The organism is Eubacteriaceae bacterium ES3 (assembly GCA_030586155.1).
Lineage (GTDB): Bacteria > Bacillota > Clostridia > Eubacteriales > Eubacteriaceae > Acetobacterium.
Genome location: CP130741.1, coordinates 1,040,061 through 1,059,362 on the forward strand (window position 1 = coordinate 1,040,061; position 19,302 = coordinate 1,059,362).

Below are 19,302 nucleotides of genomic sequence, written 5' to 3' on the forward strand. Positions count from 1 at the left end.
AAAAAAAGTGCGAACAGATAATCAATAAGTTCGACTAAAGAAATATTAAAATTGTAGGAGAAAAGTGAATGAATTATAAAATTGCAGTGATTCCTGGAGATGGAATCGGACCGGAAATAGTTGCCGCCAGTATTAAAGTGCTTGACGCTGTGGCAGACAAATTTGATCATACCTTTGATTATACTGAAGTGCTGGCTGGTGGTGCGGCTCTTGATGCTTGTGACACCCCGCTTCCTCAGGAAACTGTGGATATTTGCCTAAACAGCGATGCTGTTTTATTGGGTGCTCTGGGTGGACCAAAATGGGATACTTTACCAGGGGATAAACGCCCGGAAGCTGGTCTTTTAGCTCTAAGAAAAAGTTTAGGTCTTTTTGCCAATCTGCGACCAGCCATCCTTTACGAAGAGTTAAAAGATGCCTGTCCTCTAAAACCGGAAGTTATTGGTGAAGGTTTAGATGTTATGGTTGTTCGAGAACTGACAGGTGGTATCTATTTTGGTGAAAAAGGCCGGGACGGAGAAACTGCAGCTTGGGATATTATGAAATATTCTCGTCCGGAAGTGGAAAGAATTGCCAGAACCGCTTTTACCATTGCCATGAAACGTGGCAAAAAGGTAACTAATGTTGATAAAGCCAATGTTCTGGAAGTTTCCCGTTTCTGGAGATCTATTGTAGAAGAAGTTGCTAAAGACTTCCCGGAAGTTACCCTTAATCATTTATATGTTGATAATGCAGCTATGCAGCTGGTTATTAACCCCAAACAGTTTGATGTTATCGTAACTGGTAATCTGTTTGGTGATATTTTATCTGATGAGGCAAGTATGCTGACCGGATCAATCGGAATGCTGCCTTCAGCTTCTATGTCAGATGGCAAGTTTGGTATGTACGAACCAATCCACGGTTCTGCTCCTGACATTGCTAACCAGAATAAGGCAAACCCGATTGCTACTATCGTATCGGTTGCCATGATGCTGCGCTACTCATTGGATTTAAACGAAGAAGCTGATGCAATTGAAGCAGCTGTTAAAAAGACACTGGCTCAGGGCTATCGAACAGGTGATATCTATTCTCAAGGTATGACGATGGTCAATACTGTTGAGATGGGTCAGAAAATCATCGAAAATTTATAGAATTATAGTATACAATTTAAAGTCAGAAAGGAATTACCATGAAAAGTGATCAGGTCAAAAAAGGTGTTGAAACAACGCCACAACGTTCTTTATTTAAAGCTATGGGTTATATCGATGAAGAGCTTGAACAACCGCTGGTTGGGGTAGTTAATGCATTTAATGAAATCATTCCCGGGCACATTCACTTAAACACTATCACAAAAGCGGTCAAAGAAGGTGTCAGAATGGCTGGCGGTACACCGATCGAATTCCCGGCTATTGGGGTTTGTGACGGCATCGCCATGGGTCATAGCGGCATGAAATATTCATTGGCGTCGCGGGAACTGATTGCGGATTCAATCGAGATTATGGCGACAGCACACTCATTAGACGCTTTAGTGTTTGTTCCTAACTGCGATAAAATTGTTCCTGGTATGTTAATGGCAGCAGCACGCTTAAATATACCGGCCGTATTTGTCAGTGGTGGTCCCATGTTGGCTGGAAAATCAGTTGGGCAGAAAGACAGTGACTTGAATACGGCCTTTGAAGCAGTGGGTGCCTTTAATGCCGGAAAAATTGATGAAGACCAACTCAAAGAGTATGAAGATTCGGTTTGTCCGAGTTGCGGATCTTGCTCAGGGATGTTTACCGCCAATTCTATGAACTGTCTGACTGAAGTTCTGGGACTGGGTTTGCCTGGCAATGGAACTATCCCAGCAGTTTTTGCTGAACGTGTACGTTTAGCTAAGAAAGCTGGGATTCAGGTCATGGAAATGTTCAAGCGCGATATAAAACCCAAAGATATTATGACAGAAGCAAATTTCGTCAATGCCTTGGCTTGCGATATGGCACTGGGTTGTTCGACTAACAGTATCCTGCACTTACCGGCGATAGCAAGTGAAGCTGGCGTAACCATTGATTTACAGGAAGTTAATGCAATCTCTGCTAGAACACCACATTTGTGTAAGCTGGCTCCAGCAGGCGGTCATCATATCGAGGATCTGTACTATGCCGGTGGTATCCAGGCACTGATGAAAATTTTAGCCGATGCAGACCTGATTGACACTTCATTGATGACGGTGACTGGAAAAACCATTGCTGAAAATATAAAATCAGCGGTTAATAAAAATCATGAGGTCATCCACCCAATCGACAATGCTTATGGTAAAACAGGGGGCCTGGCAATTCTGTTTGGCAACCTGGCTCCAGACGGATGTGTGGTCAAACAGGGAGCGGTTGCTCCGGAAATGCTTTCCCATGAAGGGCCAGCTAGAGTATTCAACAGCGAAGAAGAAGCAACAGCAGCGATTCGTGGTGGTAAAATCAATAAGGGTGATGTGATTGTCATTCGTTATGAAGGTCCCAAAGGCGGACCGGGAATGCGGGAAATGCTTTTCCCAACTTCGGCAATCGCCGGTATGGGCCTGGATAAAGACGTGGCATTAATCACTGACGGACGTTTCAGTGGGGCGACCCGTGGAGCATCTATTGGCCATGTTTCTCCGGAAGCGGCTGCTGGTGGACCAATTGCTCTGGTTGAGGAAGGTGACCTGATTGCCATTGATATTCTGGCACGGTCAATTTCTTTAAAAGTCAGTGAGGAAGAACTGGCACAGCGAAAAGAAAACTGGGTTCCTTTAGAACCAAAAATCAAGACCGGTTATCTGGCACGATACGGTAAGTTGGTAACCTCAGCTTCAACTGGAGCAGTTTTCGAAAAATAAGCTAAAGTATTACGATTCGATAAAGCCAGAAATCATCGATGATTCTGGCTTTATTGATATATAAATTTGAAGGGAAGTGAAAAAATGGAAGATAAAAATTTGTTATTGGGATCCGAAATCGTTGTTAAATGTCTGGAAGAACAGGGAATTAAACATGTTTTTTCATTCCCTGGTGGTGCGGTGATTCCTCTCTTTGATGCTTTTTACCGGCTTGATCCTGATATTGCAGAAATTGGCCCTTGCCATGAACAAAATGGCGTACATGCTGCGGACGGTTATGCAAGAACCAGTCATACGGTTGGGGTAGCCATTACCACATCAGGTCCAGGGGCAACGAATGCCATTACCGGAATTGCTAATGCATATCTGGATTCAGTACCGCTGGTTGTTTTTACCGGTCAGGTTGCGACGCCTTTGTTGGGAAAGGATTCATTCCAGGAAATTGATATTACCAGTGTGACCATGCAGATTACCAAACATAATTATCTGGTAACCAGGGTAGAAGAGCTGGCAGATATCATTAGAGAAGCCTTCCAACTGGCACAGTCAGGCCGACCTGGACCTGTTGTAATCGATGTGCCTAAGGATGTATTTTTGACAAAAGCTGAGTATAAACCTCAAGAAATAGAAAGTGTTGGTCTTTCTCACCCTGAAATTTCAGAAGTTTCTATTGAAAAAGCAGTCGAACTGATTAGTCAGGCTCAAAGACCGATTATTTATGCTGGTGGTGGTGTGGTCAGATCGAATACTCACGGTGAACTTCTGGCATTTGTTGAAAAATCTGGAATTCCGACAGCTAATTCGTTAATGGGTTTGGGTGGTATTCCCCGTGATCATCAATTGTCGATGGGCCTGGTTGGGATGCACGGTTCCCAGGAAACAAATCTGGCAGTGATCAAATCAGACCTTTTAATTGCTGTTGGTGCGCGATTTAGTGATCGGGTGACAGGGAATTGCGATGCTTTTGTGCAAAACAAGAAAATTATTCACATTGATATAGATCCAACTGAATTTGCTAAAAATGTCAAAACTGATTTGCCGCTACAGGGAAATATTAAAGATGTCCTGCCTATGTTAACCGAAAAAATCGAAAAAAAATCCTATCCTGAATGGATGGCACAGATTGATACCTGGCGATTACCGGTGCCTGAGGAAAATATCTATACCCCGAAAAATATCTTAAATCAGATGAATATGGCCTATCCAGACAGCTTTGTTGTAACAGAGGTTGGTCAGCATCAGATGTGGACAGGACAGTTTTGGAATGTAAAACGTCCGGGTCAGTTTATTACTTCTGGTGGTCTGGGAACGATGGGCTTTGGTTTAGGCGCAGCAATAGGCGTTCAGCTGGCTAATCCTGAAGATGATGTTCTGCTGATTGCCGGTGATGGCAGTTTTAGAATGAATTGCCAGGAGCTGATTACTGTCAGAAAATACAATCTGCCTCTTAAGATATTTGTCTTTGATAATGAGACTTTAGGGATGGTCAGACAGTGGCAGAAGCTGTTTAGCGAAAAACGATATGCCCAGACTGATATTGCTCAGTGTACGGATTATATTAAATTAGCGGAAGCCAGCGGGATTCCAGGCTTTTTAGTAACGGATCTGAAGGAACTTGAATCAGTTCTTAAAGAAGTTAAAAAAATTGAAGGACCGGTGCTGGTTCAGGTTAAAATTTCTAATGAAGAAGGCGTATATCCTATTGTACCAGCCGGATGCGCCATCGATGAAATCTATTATGAATAATTAAATTAAAATCTGAAGTCCTCGGTATAGGAAAACCCTGTATCAAGCGGCTTCATTTTTTTGACGCAAAAATGTTACTCCAGGACTTTTTGTTGACCTTAAACGTACTAGAAGGCTATAATAAAATCAGTGAAAAGGGGAGGTGCTGAGTGAAAGATGCAAAACAAAGCCTGATTCTGACAATAACAGTTGCAGTTCTAGGGGCGGTTATTGGAGGGATTACCTGGTTTGTATTAACAGTAATGAATAGCGGGATAGATTTTGTCTGGAAATATTTACCCGGCCAGCTGGACTTTTCAATATATCCCATCATGGTTTGTGGTCTCGGCGGCTTGCTCATCGGGCTGTGTACGAAAAAGTTTGGTCCTTACCCATATGAGATGGCAGAAGTCCTGCAGGAAGTTAAAAAAGGGGAGAAAATTCCTTATAATAATCTTCATGTTGTGGCTATGGCGGCCCTTTTACCGCTTATTTTTGGCGGCAGTCTGGGACCGGAGGCCGGGCTTACCGGTATGATAGCAGGACTTTGTTTCTGGTTTTCAGACCGTTTTAAAGCAACGATTAAAGAAGTGGAGCTGATTCCTGAAATTGGAATCGCGGCGACTGTTGGGGCTATATTTGGATCCCCATTATTTGGTTTTATGAATGATATTGAAACCGAGAATGAAAAAACCTTTCTGCCTAAAAACAGTAAAACATTTTTATATTTAGTGGCGATTTTTTGTGGTTTAGGGATTCTGGTGTTTTTGAACACATTAACTGGCAGAGAAATGGGGTGGGGAAAATTTCCGGATATTTCTGAAATCAACATGAAAAGCTGGTTGATTGCCCTTCCGTTAGCGCTCATCGGGGTAGGTGCAGGACTGTTTGAAAACATAATGGAAAAAGGAATTAAAAAAATGTCCAAGCCTTTTGACCAGCTGATTATTACTAAAGCAATTATTGGTGGTGTGGTGCTGGGGGCCTTTGGAATATTTTTGCCATACGTTATGTTCTCAGGAGAACACCAAATGAAAGAAATTATGGAAATCTGGCAAACAATGGGATCGCTTACCTTACTTTTGACTGGTATCTTCAAGCTTATGGTAGGTGTAATCTGTAAGGAATTAGGCTGGCGGGGCGGAAAGATTTTCCCGACAATTTTTTCCGGCGTCTGTATCGGTTATGCCCTGGCACCTTTTCTGCCCGTTGATCCGGTCTTTTCTGTGGCCATTGTCACGTCAGCTTTAACCGGTTTTATCTTAAAAAAACCGATTGCAGTTGTTCTTTTGCTGTTGATCATTTTCCCGATTGACGGGATTATTCCTGTGACTTTAGGAGCCGTTGTCGGAGGTGCTTTTCCCAAGCTATTTGGGCCGAAGAATGAATAGATGGTATAAAAAAAGATGCAATAAGCATCTTTTTTTATTGGAAAGACGGAGTAAGAACTTCAACAATGGTGATATTAAGAGTCGAATTATTACTTAAATCAACTTCGTATGGCTTGACATCCTGACGGCCGTGTTTAAAAACACGAATCATTGGACGCATACAGAAATTAGAATAATTTTTAACAACCATACCGATATGATCGTTGCTGAGACGAACGTAGGTACCAATCGGATAGGGGGCAATTTTAGTGATAAACAACTCGACCAGCTCCGGGTCAAAAGCCGAGTGCGTTGATCCCATCAGAAATTCCACCACCTCTGAGGGTACAATTCCTTTACGGTAGGGGCGGTCTGAGGTCATGGCATCATAAACATCGGCGATCGAAATAATTCGTCCGTAAAGAGAAATTTCTTCACCTTTGAGATTATTTGGATAGCCGCCACCTTCAAATTTTTCATGATGGTGGAGGATGGCGGTTTTTGAAGCATCGCTGATATTAAAGCGTTTGGAAATATAATCATAACCGGATGAAGAGTGCTTCTTCATTTCAGTAAACTCCTGCTCATTCAGGCTTCCAGGCTTGCATAGAATATCCTGGGAGACGAAAATTTTTCCGATATCATGAAGAATAGCGCCAACTCCGAGGTCACACAGTTCTTGCCTCCTTAGTCCCAGAGAAACGCCCAGGACGATTGATAAGACAGCAACATTGACCGAATGATAATAGGTGTAATCGTCAAAAACTTTAAGATCGATCATATTAATCATCATATTCTGGTTGTTGAGGATTTCGTCGACGATGGAAGTGACCTGACTTTCAACCTGTCTGATTTGCTCTGGTGATAGTTCTCCACCAAGTTCGGAACGGATAAAAACATCTTTGATACATTTGACAGATTGGGCTCGTACGCGGTCATCTATGATATTACTGATATAAAGATCTTTTGATAAATCATCCTCAATATATATACCATTGTAATTAAGTTTTTTTATTCGTTTTATATAATCTTCAGTAAGCGTCACATCACGTGATAATATCAGCTCACCATTGTTTCCCCAAAGGCTGTTACTCAGTACCATGCCTTCACGGAGGCAAAATGTTGGTACATATCTCATAGGATCCTCCAGTAGTGTATATGCTCGTAGTTCATTGCAGTTTATGCAGAAAATTAAAAATAGGTTTACTTATTATTTATATCAGAAATTTGAATTTTTGGCAATAACTTTGCTAAAATCAGGACATTTATTTTTCAATAATTGAGTTTAATTAAGGATTCTAATTAAATGAAATAAATTCTTTAATTAATGGATTGGAATCATTCGTTAAATCAGCAGGCATTCCCGAGAAAAGGATCTTTCCCTGGTGGATAAATGTCAGCGTATCGCAGATACGAAATGCCTGGCTGAGGTTATGGGTAATGATTAGTGTGTTAAGGTCAGGATGTTCCTTTCTTTTTATCAGTGCAGCTTCAATTATCTGAATACTCTGGGGATCGATGCTGGCGGTGGGTTCGTCGAGCAGCAATAATCTGGGAGAAAAGGAAAGTGCTCTGGCCAATGCCGTTTTTTGAGCTTCTCCACCAGAGAGTTTTTTTGCATTCTGATCACGGATGTCTTCGAGCTTGAAGGCAGATAGCTGTTCAGCCACGATACGCTCCTGGTCAGTTTTACCATAATGGCGTAATTTTAAAGGAAAAGCAATATTTTTTTCAACCGATTTCGACAGAAGAAAAGCTTGTTGGCTGGCATAAGTCAGCAACTGGCTGAGGCTTTCATCAAGTGGCGCATCATCGTATAAAATTTCGCCTGCTGTAGATCCTGTCAAACCGGCAATAATCCGCATTAAGGTACTTTTACCTGAACCGTTGGGACCGATTATACCATTGATTTGACCGGCCTTAAAAAACAGGTTTTTCTCTTGAATATCCAGAACCGTCTTTGGGCCATAGTTTTTCTTGAGCTGATTAATTCTTAAGTTCATCCAGATCTCCGATCACAAATTTATAGAGAATTGAATTGGTGATAAATGAAATTGACATCAAAATGAGTCCCATGGCGATGGATAAGCTGTACTCACCCATGTTGTTATTCATGGCAATAAAGGTAGTCATAACTCGGGTATAGCCCTTAATATTACCACCCACAATCATCACAGCGCCCACTTCTGAGATTGCTCTGCCAAATCCTGTTACCAGTGCGATCATGATGGTTGTCCGCAGTTCAGAGATTATCAGCAGCAGCAGGGTCAAGCCTTTAGCACCCAAAGTTTTACCTGTTTCCACAATCTCCTGCCCGTTACTGGTTGCATAGTTGAAAATGACGCCTGTTATGATTGGCGTAACCAGAAAGGTTTGGGCAATTATCATGGCAGTTGCGGTATACATGAGTTTATATTGACCAAATGGTCCTGAACGGGCTAACATTAGAGCGGTGAATAAACCAATAATAACTGGCGGAAAAGACATAAAAGTGTAAAGCATTCGGGAAACCCATTTCTTACCTCTGAACTGGTGGATGCCCAGAAAAACACCTGAGGGAACACCAATCACTGTGCTGATGGCTGTGGAAGTAAAAGATACGAATAATGACAAAGAGACGATCTGGTAAATTTCCGGATCGAGAGATATAATGAGTTGTATGGCTTCTTTAAAACCGTCAAGTATATAATCCATTTTTATGACTCCAATATCTGGAAGATGGTATTTATACTATCAAAAAGCCAGCTAAATCAGCTGACTTTTTAATAGTATATTTCAGATTCTCGAGGGATCTGATGCTACATTTATTTATTCACCAGCGTTAGGTGTGAATAAAGGATCGCCGGCAATTGTATACTCGCCAATTAATGTTTGAGTTTCAGCTGAAAGAATCCAGTCAATAAAAGACTGAGCACCATCTGCATTAATCTGTTCATTGATCTCAGGATTAACAGCAATAACACCATACTGGTTAAAGAGTAAAGGATCGCCTTCACATACTACATCAAGGTCAATTGTGTCTTTCATGTTAATATAAGTTGCTCGGTCAGAAAGGGTATATCCCAGCATTTCATTGGCTACTGTGATGGTATCCCCCATGCCTGATCCAGTTCTGACATACCAGTCACCATCAGGAGTAATACCTGCAGCTTCCCAAATGGCCAACTCTTTTGAGTTAGTACCGGATTTGTCATCACGAGATACAAAAGTAGCTGGAGTTGTAGAAATCTGTGTAAAAGCAGCAACAACATCATCGGCGGCTGAGGTCATAACCATAGCTGGATCAGTTGTTGGTCCCAGTACGACAAAGTCGTTGTACATTACATCGAACCGTTCAAGGCCGTAACCATCAGCGACAAACTGTTCTTCCTGTGATTTGGCATGAACAAGCAGCACATCGGCTTCACCGTTTTGTCCCATTTCCAGGGCTTTACCAGTACCGACAGCAACAACTTTTACAGCAATGCCAGTCTGGGCTTCAAAATCTGGAATGATAACATCAAGCAAACCACTGTCCTGGGTACTGGTCGTTGTAGCCAGAATAATTTCACCATTTGAGCCGGCTTCGAGAGGCTCATCACTTGCTGTGTCAGTGCTGCTGCAGGCAGTAAAACTTAAAACAGTCAGAATACTTAATAACAATACTCCTAGTTTAACCGAAAATCTTTTCTTTTTCATTTCTTCCTCCTAAAATATATAATACAGGTATCCCTGTTTTCAGGGCAATAAAAAACGACTGAAATCAGTCGTGCAGAATAAAAACCATCCTCTACACACTGGAAAGCGCAACCGTTTCCAGTTGCACTCTATCGACTTGAAAACCATAGATAACCTTTAGGCCTGCAAGTTCGGATTGCTTCTTGCTAGCTAGTGTAACAAAAAACCTGATGTCAGTCAATATAAACATAAGTGAACAAGAATCTATTAATGATTTTAAAGTCTACGAGAATATAAAAATAAAAGGGTTATGATCAGGAGATTCTGGAGATGACAAAAAATCATCAGTGCTAGTAAGGCAGACGTGTTGACAGTGTACATAGTGAGTGATACTATGATGAAAATAGTAAAGTTGGGGAAAAACATGAAAATGATAAAAGTATGCATCGGCAGCTCCTGTCATGTCAGAGGATCTTATCAGGTGGTGCAGATTTTTAAACGTTTACTTAAAGATAAAAATCTTCAAGAAGATTTTGTACTGGAAGGCTCATTTTGTATGGGACATTGTCAGGATGGGGTGTCAGTGGAATGCGAAGGGAACTTTTACTCGGTAACAGAGGACACGGCAGAGTTTATATTCACTCAGATAACAGGAGAAAAGTAATTGGGAATTATTGATTTTTCTAAGGATAAGTGCCGGAATTGCTATAAATGCATCAAGGTTTGTCCGGTAAAAGCCATAAAACTAATGGATAAGCATGCCCAGATCGTTTCTGATAAGTGTATTGGCTGTGGCGACTGTATAAAGATATGTCCACAGAATGCTAAGGAAATTCAAAGTGATCTTAACCTGGTCAAAGAGTGGTTGGGCAATGTACAGATAGCAGTTAGTCTGGCAGGTGTTTTTCCGGCTACGGCTGACCTGCCTCATCCCCGACAGTATTTGGGGGCTTTACGAAAATTGGGCTTTACCGTTATCGAAGAGATGTCTGTGGCTATCGATGAGCTTGCCCGCGAAATTGAGCTTGAATTTAACAGCGATAGGCAATTTGTGATTAACTCTTCCTGCTCGGCCATTAATAATTTGATTGAAAAGTATTACCCTGATTATATTGGTTACCTCAGCAAGGCTGTTTCACCAATGGTAGCCCATGGAAAAATGCTAAAGAGCCGATATCCTGAGTATAAAATTGTTGTGATAGGGCCCTGCCTGGCAGCAAAAAACGAAATTGCAGAGCCGCAGGTTGAGAATATAATCGATGCTGTTTTAACTTTTGATGATTTAAGACAATGGTTAAGTGATGAAGGGATTAACCCGCAAGAAAGCGAGTTGGAAGAATTTGATGCTTTTGACGGCAATCAGTATGAAAGTTGGCCAATGGCATTTGGATTAACCGATAATGATACGAAAAAATTCACGACTGATCGAAAAATTATCCGCATCGAAGGAGTCGAAAACTGTATGGCTTTTTTTGCGGATATTGGAAAGCTCAAGAAAAATTATTGGATCCAGATGCGGACTTGTGAAGAGGGATGCATGAATGGTCCGGGAAATATTCTGACCAGGCTGACCAAATATGAAAAAATTGAAATGATTAATACTTATCTGGATCTAAACGCTGATAAAAAAATTAAGATCGGTATACCGGGTCTTGATTTTAAAAGAGAATTCACTGAGAATCCGGTCAGGCAGCTAGAAAAGATACCCGAAAAGGATCTGGAAGAGATTTTAATTCAAATGGGCAAATTTTCGCCTAAAGATGAACTCAATTGCGGGATATGCGGTTATGATTCCTGTCGGGATAAAGCCCGGGCTGTTTACTGGAATATGGCAGAAGTAGAAATGTGTCTGCCCCTGATTACAAATAAAAATGAGGCTATATCAAATTTGATCATTACAACGACACCGAATGCCATTGTGGTACTGGATAAAAAGTTTAGGGTTATCGAATTTAATGATGCAGCAGAACGCTTATTTAACATTAAACGGGAAGAAATCTTCCATTACAGGTTCATGGATATTTTGGATTACAATCCCTTCAAAAAGCTGAAATTTTCTAATGACAACAATTACACTGGCAAGGGGACTTACGAACGGGAAAACCGCGTTTTTATGGAAATTCTGACTTTTATTCCTGCTCAACAGCTATATATGGGGATTTTTATCGATGTGACAAAACAGGAACGGCAGGAAAAAGCGCTTCTTAAAATGCAGGAAGAAACCCTGAGTATGGCTCAGAAGGTGATCGATAAACAAATGCGGGTGGCTCATGAAATAGCGGGTTTATTGGGAGAAACCACAGCAGAAACCAAGGTCACTTTAACCAAGCTGCAAAAAGTGGTCAGAAATAGAGAGGAAGATATCTGATGCCATTATTTATGGATATTGCCACTGATTCGGTTAATAAAGTCAATGAAGAGTTGTGCGGGGACAATGTAGAAATTAGGATAAATGATGAAAGTAACATAGTTGTGCTGTCTGATGGGCTGGGAAGTGGTGTTAAAGCCAATATCCTGTCCACATTGACTTCGACCATTGCGGCAACCATGCTTGAAGAGAAAATGAGTCTTCAGGATGTTTTAGAAACACTTGAAGCGACCCTGCCGGAATGCCAGGTTAGAAGATTGGCCTATTCGACCTTTACCATTGTTCAGATCTTTCGCAATCAGATGGTCTACATTGTTGAATTTGATAATCCGCCTCTGGTTTTTATTCGTGATGGTGAAGTCCTGGATTTAAGAAGACGAAAAATTGAATTTCAGGAAAAGTCCATTTACGAATCAATGATCATTATCGAAAAAGGAGATGTAATGGCCTTTTTTAGTGATGGGGTGATTCATGCCGGGATTGGTAATTGTCTCAATTTTGGCTGGGAGTGGGAGGAAGCTGCAGATTATATTTTGGCCCGTACCTATGAAAACAAGCGGGCTAAAGAGATTTCCATGGCACTCATTGATACCTGTTTTCAGTTATATGGAGAAAAACCCGGAGATGATACGACGGTTGCTGTGATTAGAGCAGAGGAACACAAGTACCTTACTTTATTCACCGGTCCGCCCCTTGACCGGTCAAAAGATGCAGAGATAAAAAAAATGCTGGAATATGGAAGAGGTAAAAAAATTATCTGTGGCGGTACTGCCGGCAATATGATGGCCAGAGAATTTGGTGAAGAAATAAAGATCGATCTTTCAACCATGTCGGAAAAACTGCCTCCGGTTGGGAGGATGGAAAGCATTGATTTAGTGACAGAAGGTGTTCTGACTATTCAGGAAACGGTAAAATTGATTGAAAGCTATTTAAATAACCAGGTTAGCAGTGAAATTTTTAAAGAAAAAAATGCGGCATCGATTTTGGCGAATTACCTGATTAATGAATGTACAAACATCGATGTTATAATGGGGAACTCGATCAATCCTGCGCACCAGAACGCTGATTTCCCGGAAGAATTAAGTTGTAAATGGCGAATCACCCAAAAACTAATTGCTTTGCTGGAAGTTTTTAATAAGGGTATCAACATTATATATCTGTAAATAGATTTATAGTTAAGAACAGCTCAGTTTTGCTTTTAAAACAAAAGAACCGATAGTTGAAGTACAAAAAAGAAAAAGAACCACCAGCAAGAGGTGATTCCTTTTCTTCATAATATACTTTTGAGGAGAAAAGCTATATTCATTTTATACCCTGAATCTGAAGGATAAACACGAATAAAATAAATTAAGAAATATTTAATTATTATTGATATAGATTAATTAAATAAGAATTAAAATCAATAGCAATTATTTCGTTCCAAACAATCGGTCTCCAGCATCGCCAAGTCCAGGGACGATATAAGCATGGTCATTGAGTTTTTCATCGATTGCAGCACAGAAAATGGGAATATCGGGATAGGCGGAGGTTAAAGCATTAATTCCCTCCGGGCAGGCGAGAATGTGTACAACCTTGATGTTTTTACAACCAGCTTCTTTTAAAAGGTGAATGGTATGGATAACTGAGACACCAGTAGCAAGCATGGGATCGACGATTATGGCTTCACGTTCGGAAATATCACTTGGCAGCTTTTTATAGTATTCTACAGCTTCAAGCGTTTCTGGATCCCGGTAAAGACCAATATGACCAATTTTTGCTTTGGGAATAATATTGGTAAAGCCTTCAACCATACCCAGGCCAGCACGGAGAATGGGGACAATGACGACATCTTTTTCAGCCAGTACCTGTTTAGTTGTTTTAGCTACGGGAGTTTCGATTTCGATATCCTTTAACGGGAAATGTTTGGTGACCTCCCAGGCCATTAAACTTGACAGTTCTTTAACCAGTTCTCTGAATTCTCTGGATGGGGTTTCCTTTTTTCGAAGGTGGGTTAGTTTGTGTGTGACCAGAGGGTGGTCTACAATGGTTACATTTTCCATGATTAGCTCCTTTTTCTTTTTTCAGAATTAATGATACGATATATTTAAGAATATTACTAGATTTTTTTAAGATTTTCATAAAGTCAGTTTACAAGTTCGATTTAATGTGGAATAATAATGGAAAGAATTTTAAGTGAGGTAAAATAATGCAAAAAGAAATTCGCTTATATATTTGGACACATTGTCCTTATTGCCGCGGTGCTAAAAAACTGCTGGATGAGAAAAATCTGGACTATAATGTAATTGATATTTTTCAGGATAATGTCATGCGCAAAAACCTGGAGAAGCAGACTGGTCACTATACGGTTCCCTTTATATTTATTGGGGACAAGTTTATTGGCGGATATTCGGAAATGAAAGCATTAGATGAAAGCGGGCAGCTCGACGAGATGCTTAAATAAGGAGGAGTTATGGCAAATATTACTTTTGATATTGTAGAGGAGATTGGGGTATTAAGTGAACTTCCCAGCGGATGGCAAAAAGAGCTGAATCTGGTGAGCTGGAACGAAAGGGATCCTAAATATGATCTTAGAGACTGGAATGCAGATCATGATAAAATGCGAAAAGGGATTACTTTGACAGTTGACGAACTGGTTCAGCTTCGGGAGATATTAAATGGTATGGACCTGTAAACAAAAATGTTTCTTCAATAAATAGTCATATTGAAGAAACATTTTTTATTTGTCGTAATTATTTTTTTAAGGGCTGAGCACAGTCGGCTGAACCGCTGCCAAGAAGCATTTCCAAACCATGATCCAGGGAGGGAAGGATTGCCTCAAGGTTTTCTTTAACGGCTTTTGGACTGCCAGGGAGATTGATAATCAGGGTTTTATTGCGAATTCCGGCGGCACTGCGGCTGAGCATGGCCTTGGGAGTAATCTGCAGGCTGTAATAGCGCATTGCTTCGGGGATTCCAGGCGTTAGGCGGTCACAAACCTCAATGGTCGCTTCTGGGGTTTGATCTCTGGGGGAAAACCCAGTCCCTCCGGTTGTCAGGATCAGATCCAGTTTTTCCTGATCGGCCCACTCAATCAGTTTACTTTTTATCGTTTCCCGATCATCCGGTAGAATTTCAGCTTGCACAATTTCATAAAGATTTGTGGCAGCAAGCATAGTCGCGATTTGGGGACCGCTTTTATCTTCACGTTGACCTTGAGACCCTTTATCACTGAGGGTCAAAATTCCTGTTCGATACATAATTTCTCCTTAGATATTAAATTTAAAGATTTCATTGGATAACAGATCAATATACAAAAGCTGATTCCTGAGTAAATCTTCTTTATCGGTGATGACTTTTAAGGCTTCAGAAACTTGAATGGAAGCAGCCAGGGCCGGTGTGAAGGAAGGGTTTCCCATAGATTTTGAATCGTAATCTTTTTCTTCGGAATAGAGCCGTGAGAGGGTGTTATCTTCAGGAAAAACTGTTGTTATCTGGGCAAACCAGCCGCCGATTGCCCCATGAATAAGGGGAATTCCCTTATTTTTACAGAGATCCTGTAAAATGAGCCGGGCTTTGACATTATCAAGTGCATCGATTACAATATTAGCATCGTCAATAAGCTGGGCGCCATTTTCTGCAGTTAAGAATTCTTTATAGTGACAAGTGTTAACATCTTTATTAATAAGTTTAACCCGCAGCGCTGAGGCCTTGGCTTTGGATGTACCCAGGTTTTTCTGGGTGGAATTCAGTTGCCTGTTCAGGTTTGATTCTTCAAAAACATCGCCATCGATTAAAATAAGAGAACCGATACCAATACGTGTCAGCATTTCGATAATGTATCCGCCTAAACCGCCGCAACCGACGACACAGACTTTGGTCTGGCGAATTTTTTCAAAATCATTTTCAGTAAATGCCGGGAAATTTCGCTCATAGCGTGACATGACAGTCACCTCCTTGTTGGGAAACATGACGTTTATAAGTTAAACTTGTTTAATAATTATATCAATTTTTAAAGATTATTAAAAGACCTAAAATAGTCGGGTTAAGAATTAAACTAAAATAATTTTGCAGGGCCTGGAGAAAAAGTGTGATTTAATCCAAGTGCCGGTTAATAAAATGAAGAATGACTTTAAGTGCTAATAATTTTTTGCAAGCAGCTTGATAGGAAGTCAGGGAGAAATAATGGAATTATTAAAAGTAAAATCAGTGGATGAAATGAAAGAAATTATGAAAATAAAATTCGAAGGGATAGAGCCAGAGTCAGAAACGGTAAATCTGCAGGAGTGTCTAAACCGGTATCTGTTTAATGATCTGGTAGCAGACCTGAATGTCCCCCATTTTAACCGCTCAGTGGTAGACGGTTATGCGGTTAAATTAGAAGATGTTCAGGGAGCAAGTGAATCTATTCCCGGCTTTCTAAAAATTATTGGTTGTGCTCAGATGGGAAAAGAAACCAAACTCTGCTTAAATCAGGGCCAGACAGTATATGTGCCGACCGGCGGGATGGTTCCAGATAAAACGGATGCTATGGTTATGATTGAATATACGGAGAAAATGGGAGATTCGGATCTGGCCGTTTACTCCAGTGCCGGCCTTAATGAAAATATGATGCTGGTTGGAGATGATATAAAAAAAGGCCAGGTGGTTCTTAAAAAAGGTCATCGCCTGAGACCCCAGGATATCGGGGCCTTATCAGCGATCGGATATACTCAAATTCAAGTATTTAAAAGACCTAAAATTGGGATTATTTCGACCGGTGATGAGGTTATCAGACCGGGGCAGATGCCCAGTCCAGGAGAAATTATTGATATCAATACGCCGGCATTAAGTGCTTTGGCAATCAGCCGCGGTTTTGAGGTTGTAAAAACTGATTATGTTCATGATTCATTTGCAGCAATTAGTGAAAAGTTAAAGGAATTTATTGATAATTGTGATGTCGTCGTTCTTTCAGGTGGAAGCTCTATGGGAGAAAAAGATTATACAGTCAAGGTTATTGATGAATTGGGTGAAGTCTTTCTTCATGGCCTGGCAGTAAAGCCGGGAAAACCGACTATCCTGGGAAAAGTTGAAGGTAAGCCTGTCGTTGGTCTGCCGGGACAACCGGCGGCAGCGATTATGGTTTTTACAATGATCAGTGATTATCTAAATGATTTATTTTACGGGACGACAGCAGGTGATTTGAAAAAAGTGACTGGACGCTTAATGGAAAACATTCATGCAGCACCGGGCAGACGGACATTTCAAACCGTTAAAATCATCAAAAATGACGGACAGATCGAGGTATGGCCGACATATGGAAAATCAGGAATGATCACCCTGCTTTCAGATTCTCACGGCTATCTTGATATCGCCGAGGACACTGAAGGCCTAAACGCTGGGGAGTCGGTACAGGTCAATCTGTTCTGATTAGGAGGAAACGATGAATACAGAAAATCAGTCAAAAAAAAATGAACGTAATCTCTATCTTAAAAATGAATCATTAGAAGGGGCAATTGCCCTCTTTATGGATGCCTTTGAAAAAAACGAATGTTACATCAGCACTGAGAAAGTAGCGGTAACAGAATCTTTGAATCTGGTCACAGCTCAGCCAGTTTTTGCCAAGATTTCATCACCTTATTATAATGCTTCGGCAATGGACGGTATTACTGTTAATGCCCTGGAGATGAAGGGAATAGATGAACGTCATCCCAAAACGCTGGTAAAAGGCCAGGACTTTAATTTTGTGGATACCGGGGATGTGATTAAAGACCCCTTTAATGCCGTAGTGATGATCGAGGATGTTCGGGTTGACAGTGAAGAAGAAGTGACAATTAACAATCCGGTGGCAATCTGGCAGCACGTTAGACCGATTGGTGAAGATATCGTGGCCGGTGAACTGATTGTCCCAGCCTATTCAAAAATTCGGGCAATCGACTTGGGTGCACTTTTGGCTGGCGGAATTACCGAAATAGAAGTGCTTAAAAAACCCAAAGTGGGGATTATTCCCACGGGGACAGAACTGGTTGACGCCGGGGCCCAAATGAGTGAAGGCAAGATCATTGATTCCAATACTCATATGTTTGCCGGGCTTGTCAATGAATATGGTGGCGTGGCCCACCGTTACGAACCGGTTAAGGATCAGTATGATTTAATTAAAGAAAGAATTATTCAGGCTGTTTCAGAAAATGATATGGTTCTGATTTCGGCCGGATCTTCGGCTGGAACTGAAGACTACACCCGCAAACTGATGGACGAACTGGGCCTTGTTCTGGTTCATGGGGTTGCCATCAAACCTGGCAAGCCGGCTGTCCTGGGCTTTATTCAGGGAAAACCGGTGATTGGAATTCCCGGCTATCCGGTCTCTGCTTACTTTGTTTTTGAGAACTTTGTCAAGCCCTGTTTAATGGCTTTTACCAGACAACTGGTTACAGAGGGGGAAAAGATCAAAGCAGTCCTTTCAAAACGGGTTATGTCGACGCTTAAATATCTGGAGTTTGTCCGAATGAAATGCGGCCGGGTTAACGATAAAATTATTGCAATTCCTTTGGATAGGGGGGCCGGTGTTACTATGTCGCTGGTCAATGCCGATGGTGTATTGAAAATACCTAAGAATGTCGAAGGGTATGAAGCCGGTGAAGAAGTCGAACTGGTGCTGATGCGTTCAGCTGAAGAGATTTCAAGGACCCTGGTTTCCATCGGCAGTCACGATGTGTTAATGGATTTAATTTCTGATATTATCCATCAACAAAAGGGCATGGTGAGCCTGTCTTCTGCCCATGTTGGCAGTCTTGGTGGAATTATGGCGTTAAAAAAGGGTGAATGCCATCTGGCGCCCATTCATCTTTTAGATGAAGAAAGTGGGGTTTACAACTTACCTTATTTAAAGCGTTACCTGAGTGAGAAGGAACTGGTCCTGATAAAAGGAGTTAAAAGAACCCAAGGATTAATCGTACCTAAAGGAAACCCGAAAAATATAAAATTGATTGGGGATCTGGCTGGGACTGGAATTTCTTTTGTCAATCGGCAGCGGGGGTCTGGAACCCGGGTTTTATTTGACTATCTGCTCAAACAGGAAGGGATCGAGTCGACTGAAATATTAGGCTATTCACGTGAAATGAACACCCATATGATGGTGGCTTCGGCAGTTAAATCTGGAAGCAGTGATGTGGGGATAGGGGTTTTATCGGCAGCAAATATGATGGGCCTGGATTTTATTCCGATTGGCGATGAAGAATATGATTTTGCAATGTTAAAAGCTAATTTAACTGATTCGAGAGTCGAACAATTTATTGAAGTTTTAAAATCCCAGGCTTTTTCCCAGGCTCTGGAACAATTAGGGGGCTATCGACTGGAAACCCCCGGCCAAATCATCATGGTTTAAGAAAGCAGGA

Annotated in this window: 18 protein-coding genes and 1 riboswitch; of the genes, 11 read left to right on the forward strand and 7 right to left on the reverse strand. The window is 41.2% G+C overall.

From position 1 onward, the window contains the following. Nucleotides 1–68 precede the first annotated feature (68 nt). From leuB to Q5O24_04755, 4 genes are all read left to right on the forward strand, one after another. Entirely contained in the window at nucleotides 69–1,130 is a 1,062-nt protein-coding gene (leuB, locus tag Q5O24_04740) for a 3-isopropylmalate dehydrogenase (protein ID WKY48627.1), read from the forward strand. Between the two features lie 38 nt (nucleotides 1,131–1,168). Further along, nucleotides 1,169–2,833 carry a dihydroxy-acid dehydratase gene (gene ilvD / locus Q5O24_04745; GenBank protein WKY48628.1) on the forward strand — a complete coding sequence of 555 codons (1,665 nt, stop codon included), beginning with the start codon at nucleotides 1,169–1,171 and terminating at the stop codon, nucleotides 2,831–2,833. Between the two features lie 84 nt (nucleotides 2,834–2,917). Continuing rightward, nucleotides 2,918–4,579: a biosynthetic-type acetolactate synthase large subunit gene (gene ilvB / locus Q5O24_04750; GenBank protein ID WKY48629.1), complete on the forward strand. Its 1,662-nt coding sequence runs from the start codon at nucleotides 2,918–2,920 to the stop codon at nucleotides 4,577–4,579. A 149-nt stretch (nucleotides 4,580–4,728) separates the two neighbouring features. Next, nucleotides 4,729–5,949: a chloride channel protein gene (locus Q5O24_04755; protein WKY48630.1), complete on the forward strand. Its 1,221-nt coding sequence runs from the start codon at nucleotides 4,729–4,731 to the stop codon at nucleotides 5,947–5,949. 34 nt (nucleotides 5,950–5,983) lie between these two features. Here Q5O24_04755 and Q5O24_04760 read toward each other — a convergent pair whose 3' ends face one another. The 4 genes from Q5O24_04760 to Q5O24_04775 all read right to left on the reverse strand — a co-directional run bounded on the left by Q5O24_04760 (nucleotide 5,984) and on the right by Q5O24_04775 (nucleotide 9,606). Beyond that, nucleotides 5,984–7,066, reverse strand: a complete 1,083-nt coding sequence (locus tag Q5O24_04760; GenBank protein WKY48631.1) for an HD-GYP domain-containing protein — start codon at nucleotides 7,064–7,066, stop codon at nucleotides 5,984–5,986. A 160-nt stretch (nucleotides 7,067–7,226) separates the two neighbouring features. Further along, entirely contained in the window at nucleotides 7,227–7,931 is a 705-nt protein-coding gene (locus Q5O24_04765) for an ATP-binding cassette domain-containing protein (protein WKY48632.1), read from the reverse strand. Beyond that, entirely contained in the window at nucleotides 7,915–8,622 is a 708-nt protein-coding gene (locus Q5O24_04770) for an ABC transporter permease (GenBank protein WKY48633.1), read from the reverse strand. Before Q5O24_04770 ends, Q5O24_04765 begins: the two co-directional genes overlap by 17 nt. 114 nt (nucleotides 8,623–8,736) lie before the next feature. Beyond that, a complete protein-coding gene (locus Q5O24_04775; protein WKY48634.1) occupies nucleotides 8,737–9,606 on the reverse strand; it encodes a substrate-binding domain-containing protein in 870 nt (289 codons plus the stop codon). 70 nt (nucleotides 9,607–9,676) lie between these two features. Next, a riboswitch (molybdenum cofactor riboswitch) is annotated at nucleotides 9,677–9,794 on the reverse strand. Nucleotides 9,795–9,979: 185 nt separating this feature from the next. Here Q5O24_04775 and Q5O24_04780 point away from each other — a divergent pair. The 3 genes from Q5O24_04780 to Q5O24_04790 are packed head-to-tail and all read left to right on the forward strand — an operon-like array spanning nucleotide 9,980 to nucleotide 13,116. After that, nucleotides 9,980–10,249: a (2Fe-2S) ferredoxin domain-containing protein gene (locus Q5O24_04780; GenBank protein ID WKY48635.1), complete on the forward strand. Its 270-nt coding sequence runs from the start codon at nucleotides 9,980–9,982 to the stop codon at nucleotides 10,247–10,249. Further along, nucleotides 10,250–11,953 (forward strand): [Fe-Fe] hydrogenase large subunit C-terminal domain-containing protein, encoded by a 1,704-nt coding sequence (locus Q5O24_04785; protein WKY48636.1) that lies wholly within the window; start codon nucleotides 10,250–10,252, stop codon nucleotides 11,951–11,953. It abuts the gene before it with no gap. Then, entirely contained in the window at nucleotides 11,953–13,116 is a 1,164-nt protein-coding gene (locus Q5O24_04790; GenBank protein ID WKY48637.1) for a SpoIIE family protein phosphatase, read from the forward strand. Before Q5O24_04785 ends, Q5O24_04790 begins: the two co-directional genes overlap by 1 nt. Nucleotides 13,117–13,362: 246 nt before the next feature. On the opposite strand, the gene upp is transcribed toward Q5O24_04790, so the two are convergent. Beyond that, on the reverse strand, nucleotides 13,363–13,992 hold the full coding sequence (upp, locus tag Q5O24_04795) for a uracil phosphoribosyltransferase (protein ID WKY48638.1): 630 nt from the start codon (nucleotides 13,990–13,992) through the stop codon (nucleotides 13,363–13,365). 146 nt (nucleotides 13,993–14,138) lie between these two features. On the opposite strand from upp, the gene Q5O24_04800 reads away from it, so the two are divergent. After that, nucleotides 14,139–14,393: a glutaredoxin domain-containing protein gene (locus Q5O24_04800; GenBank protein ID WKY48639.1), complete on the forward strand. Its 255-nt coding sequence runs from the start codon at nucleotides 14,139–14,141 to the stop codon at nucleotides 14,391–14,393. 9 nt (nucleotides 14,394–14,402) lie between these two features. Further along, nucleotides 14,403–14,624 carry a PC4/YdbC family ssDNA-binding protein gene (locus Q5O24_04805; GenBank protein ID WKY48640.1) on the forward strand — a complete coding sequence of 74 codons (222 nt, stop codon included), beginning with the start codon at nucleotides 14,403–14,405 and terminating at the stop codon, nucleotides 14,622–14,624. Between the two features lie 58 nt (nucleotides 14,625–14,682). Here the strand turns inward: Q5O24_04805 and Q5O24_04810 are convergent, their stop codons facing one another. Together Q5O24_04810 and Q5O24_04815 are read right to left on the reverse strand one after the other, a co-directional pair. After that, nucleotides 14,683–15,189, reverse strand: a complete 507-nt coding sequence (locus Q5O24_04810; protein WKY48641.1) for a MogA/MoaB family molybdenum cofactor biosynthesis protein — start codon at nucleotides 15,187–15,189, stop codon at nucleotides 14,683–14,685. 9 nt (nucleotides 15,190–15,198) lie between these two features. Further along, complete coding sequence (locus Q5O24_04815) at nucleotides 15,199–15,873, reverse strand: HesA/MoeB/ThiF family protein (protein ID WKY48642.1); 675 nt, start codon at nucleotides 15,871–15,873, stop codon at nucleotides 15,199–15,201. A gap of 241 nt (nucleotides 15,874–16,114) precedes the next feature. On the opposite strand from Q5O24_04815, the gene Q5O24_04820 reads away from it, so the two are divergent. Together Q5O24_04820 and Q5O24_04825 are read left to right on the forward strand one after the other, a co-directional pair. Next, nucleotides 16,115–17,338 (forward strand): molybdopterin molybdotransferase MoeA, encoded by a 1,224-nt coding sequence (locus Q5O24_04820; GenBank protein WKY48643.1) that lies wholly within the window; start codon nucleotides 16,115–16,117, stop codon nucleotides 17,336–17,338. A gap of 13 nt (nucleotides 17,339–17,351) precedes the next feature. Beyond that, entirely contained in the window at nucleotides 17,352–19,292 is a 1,941-nt protein-coding gene (locus Q5O24_04825) for a molybdopterin biosynthesis protein (protein WKY48644.1), read from the forward strand. Nucleotides 19,293–19,302: the final 10 nt, after the last annotated feature.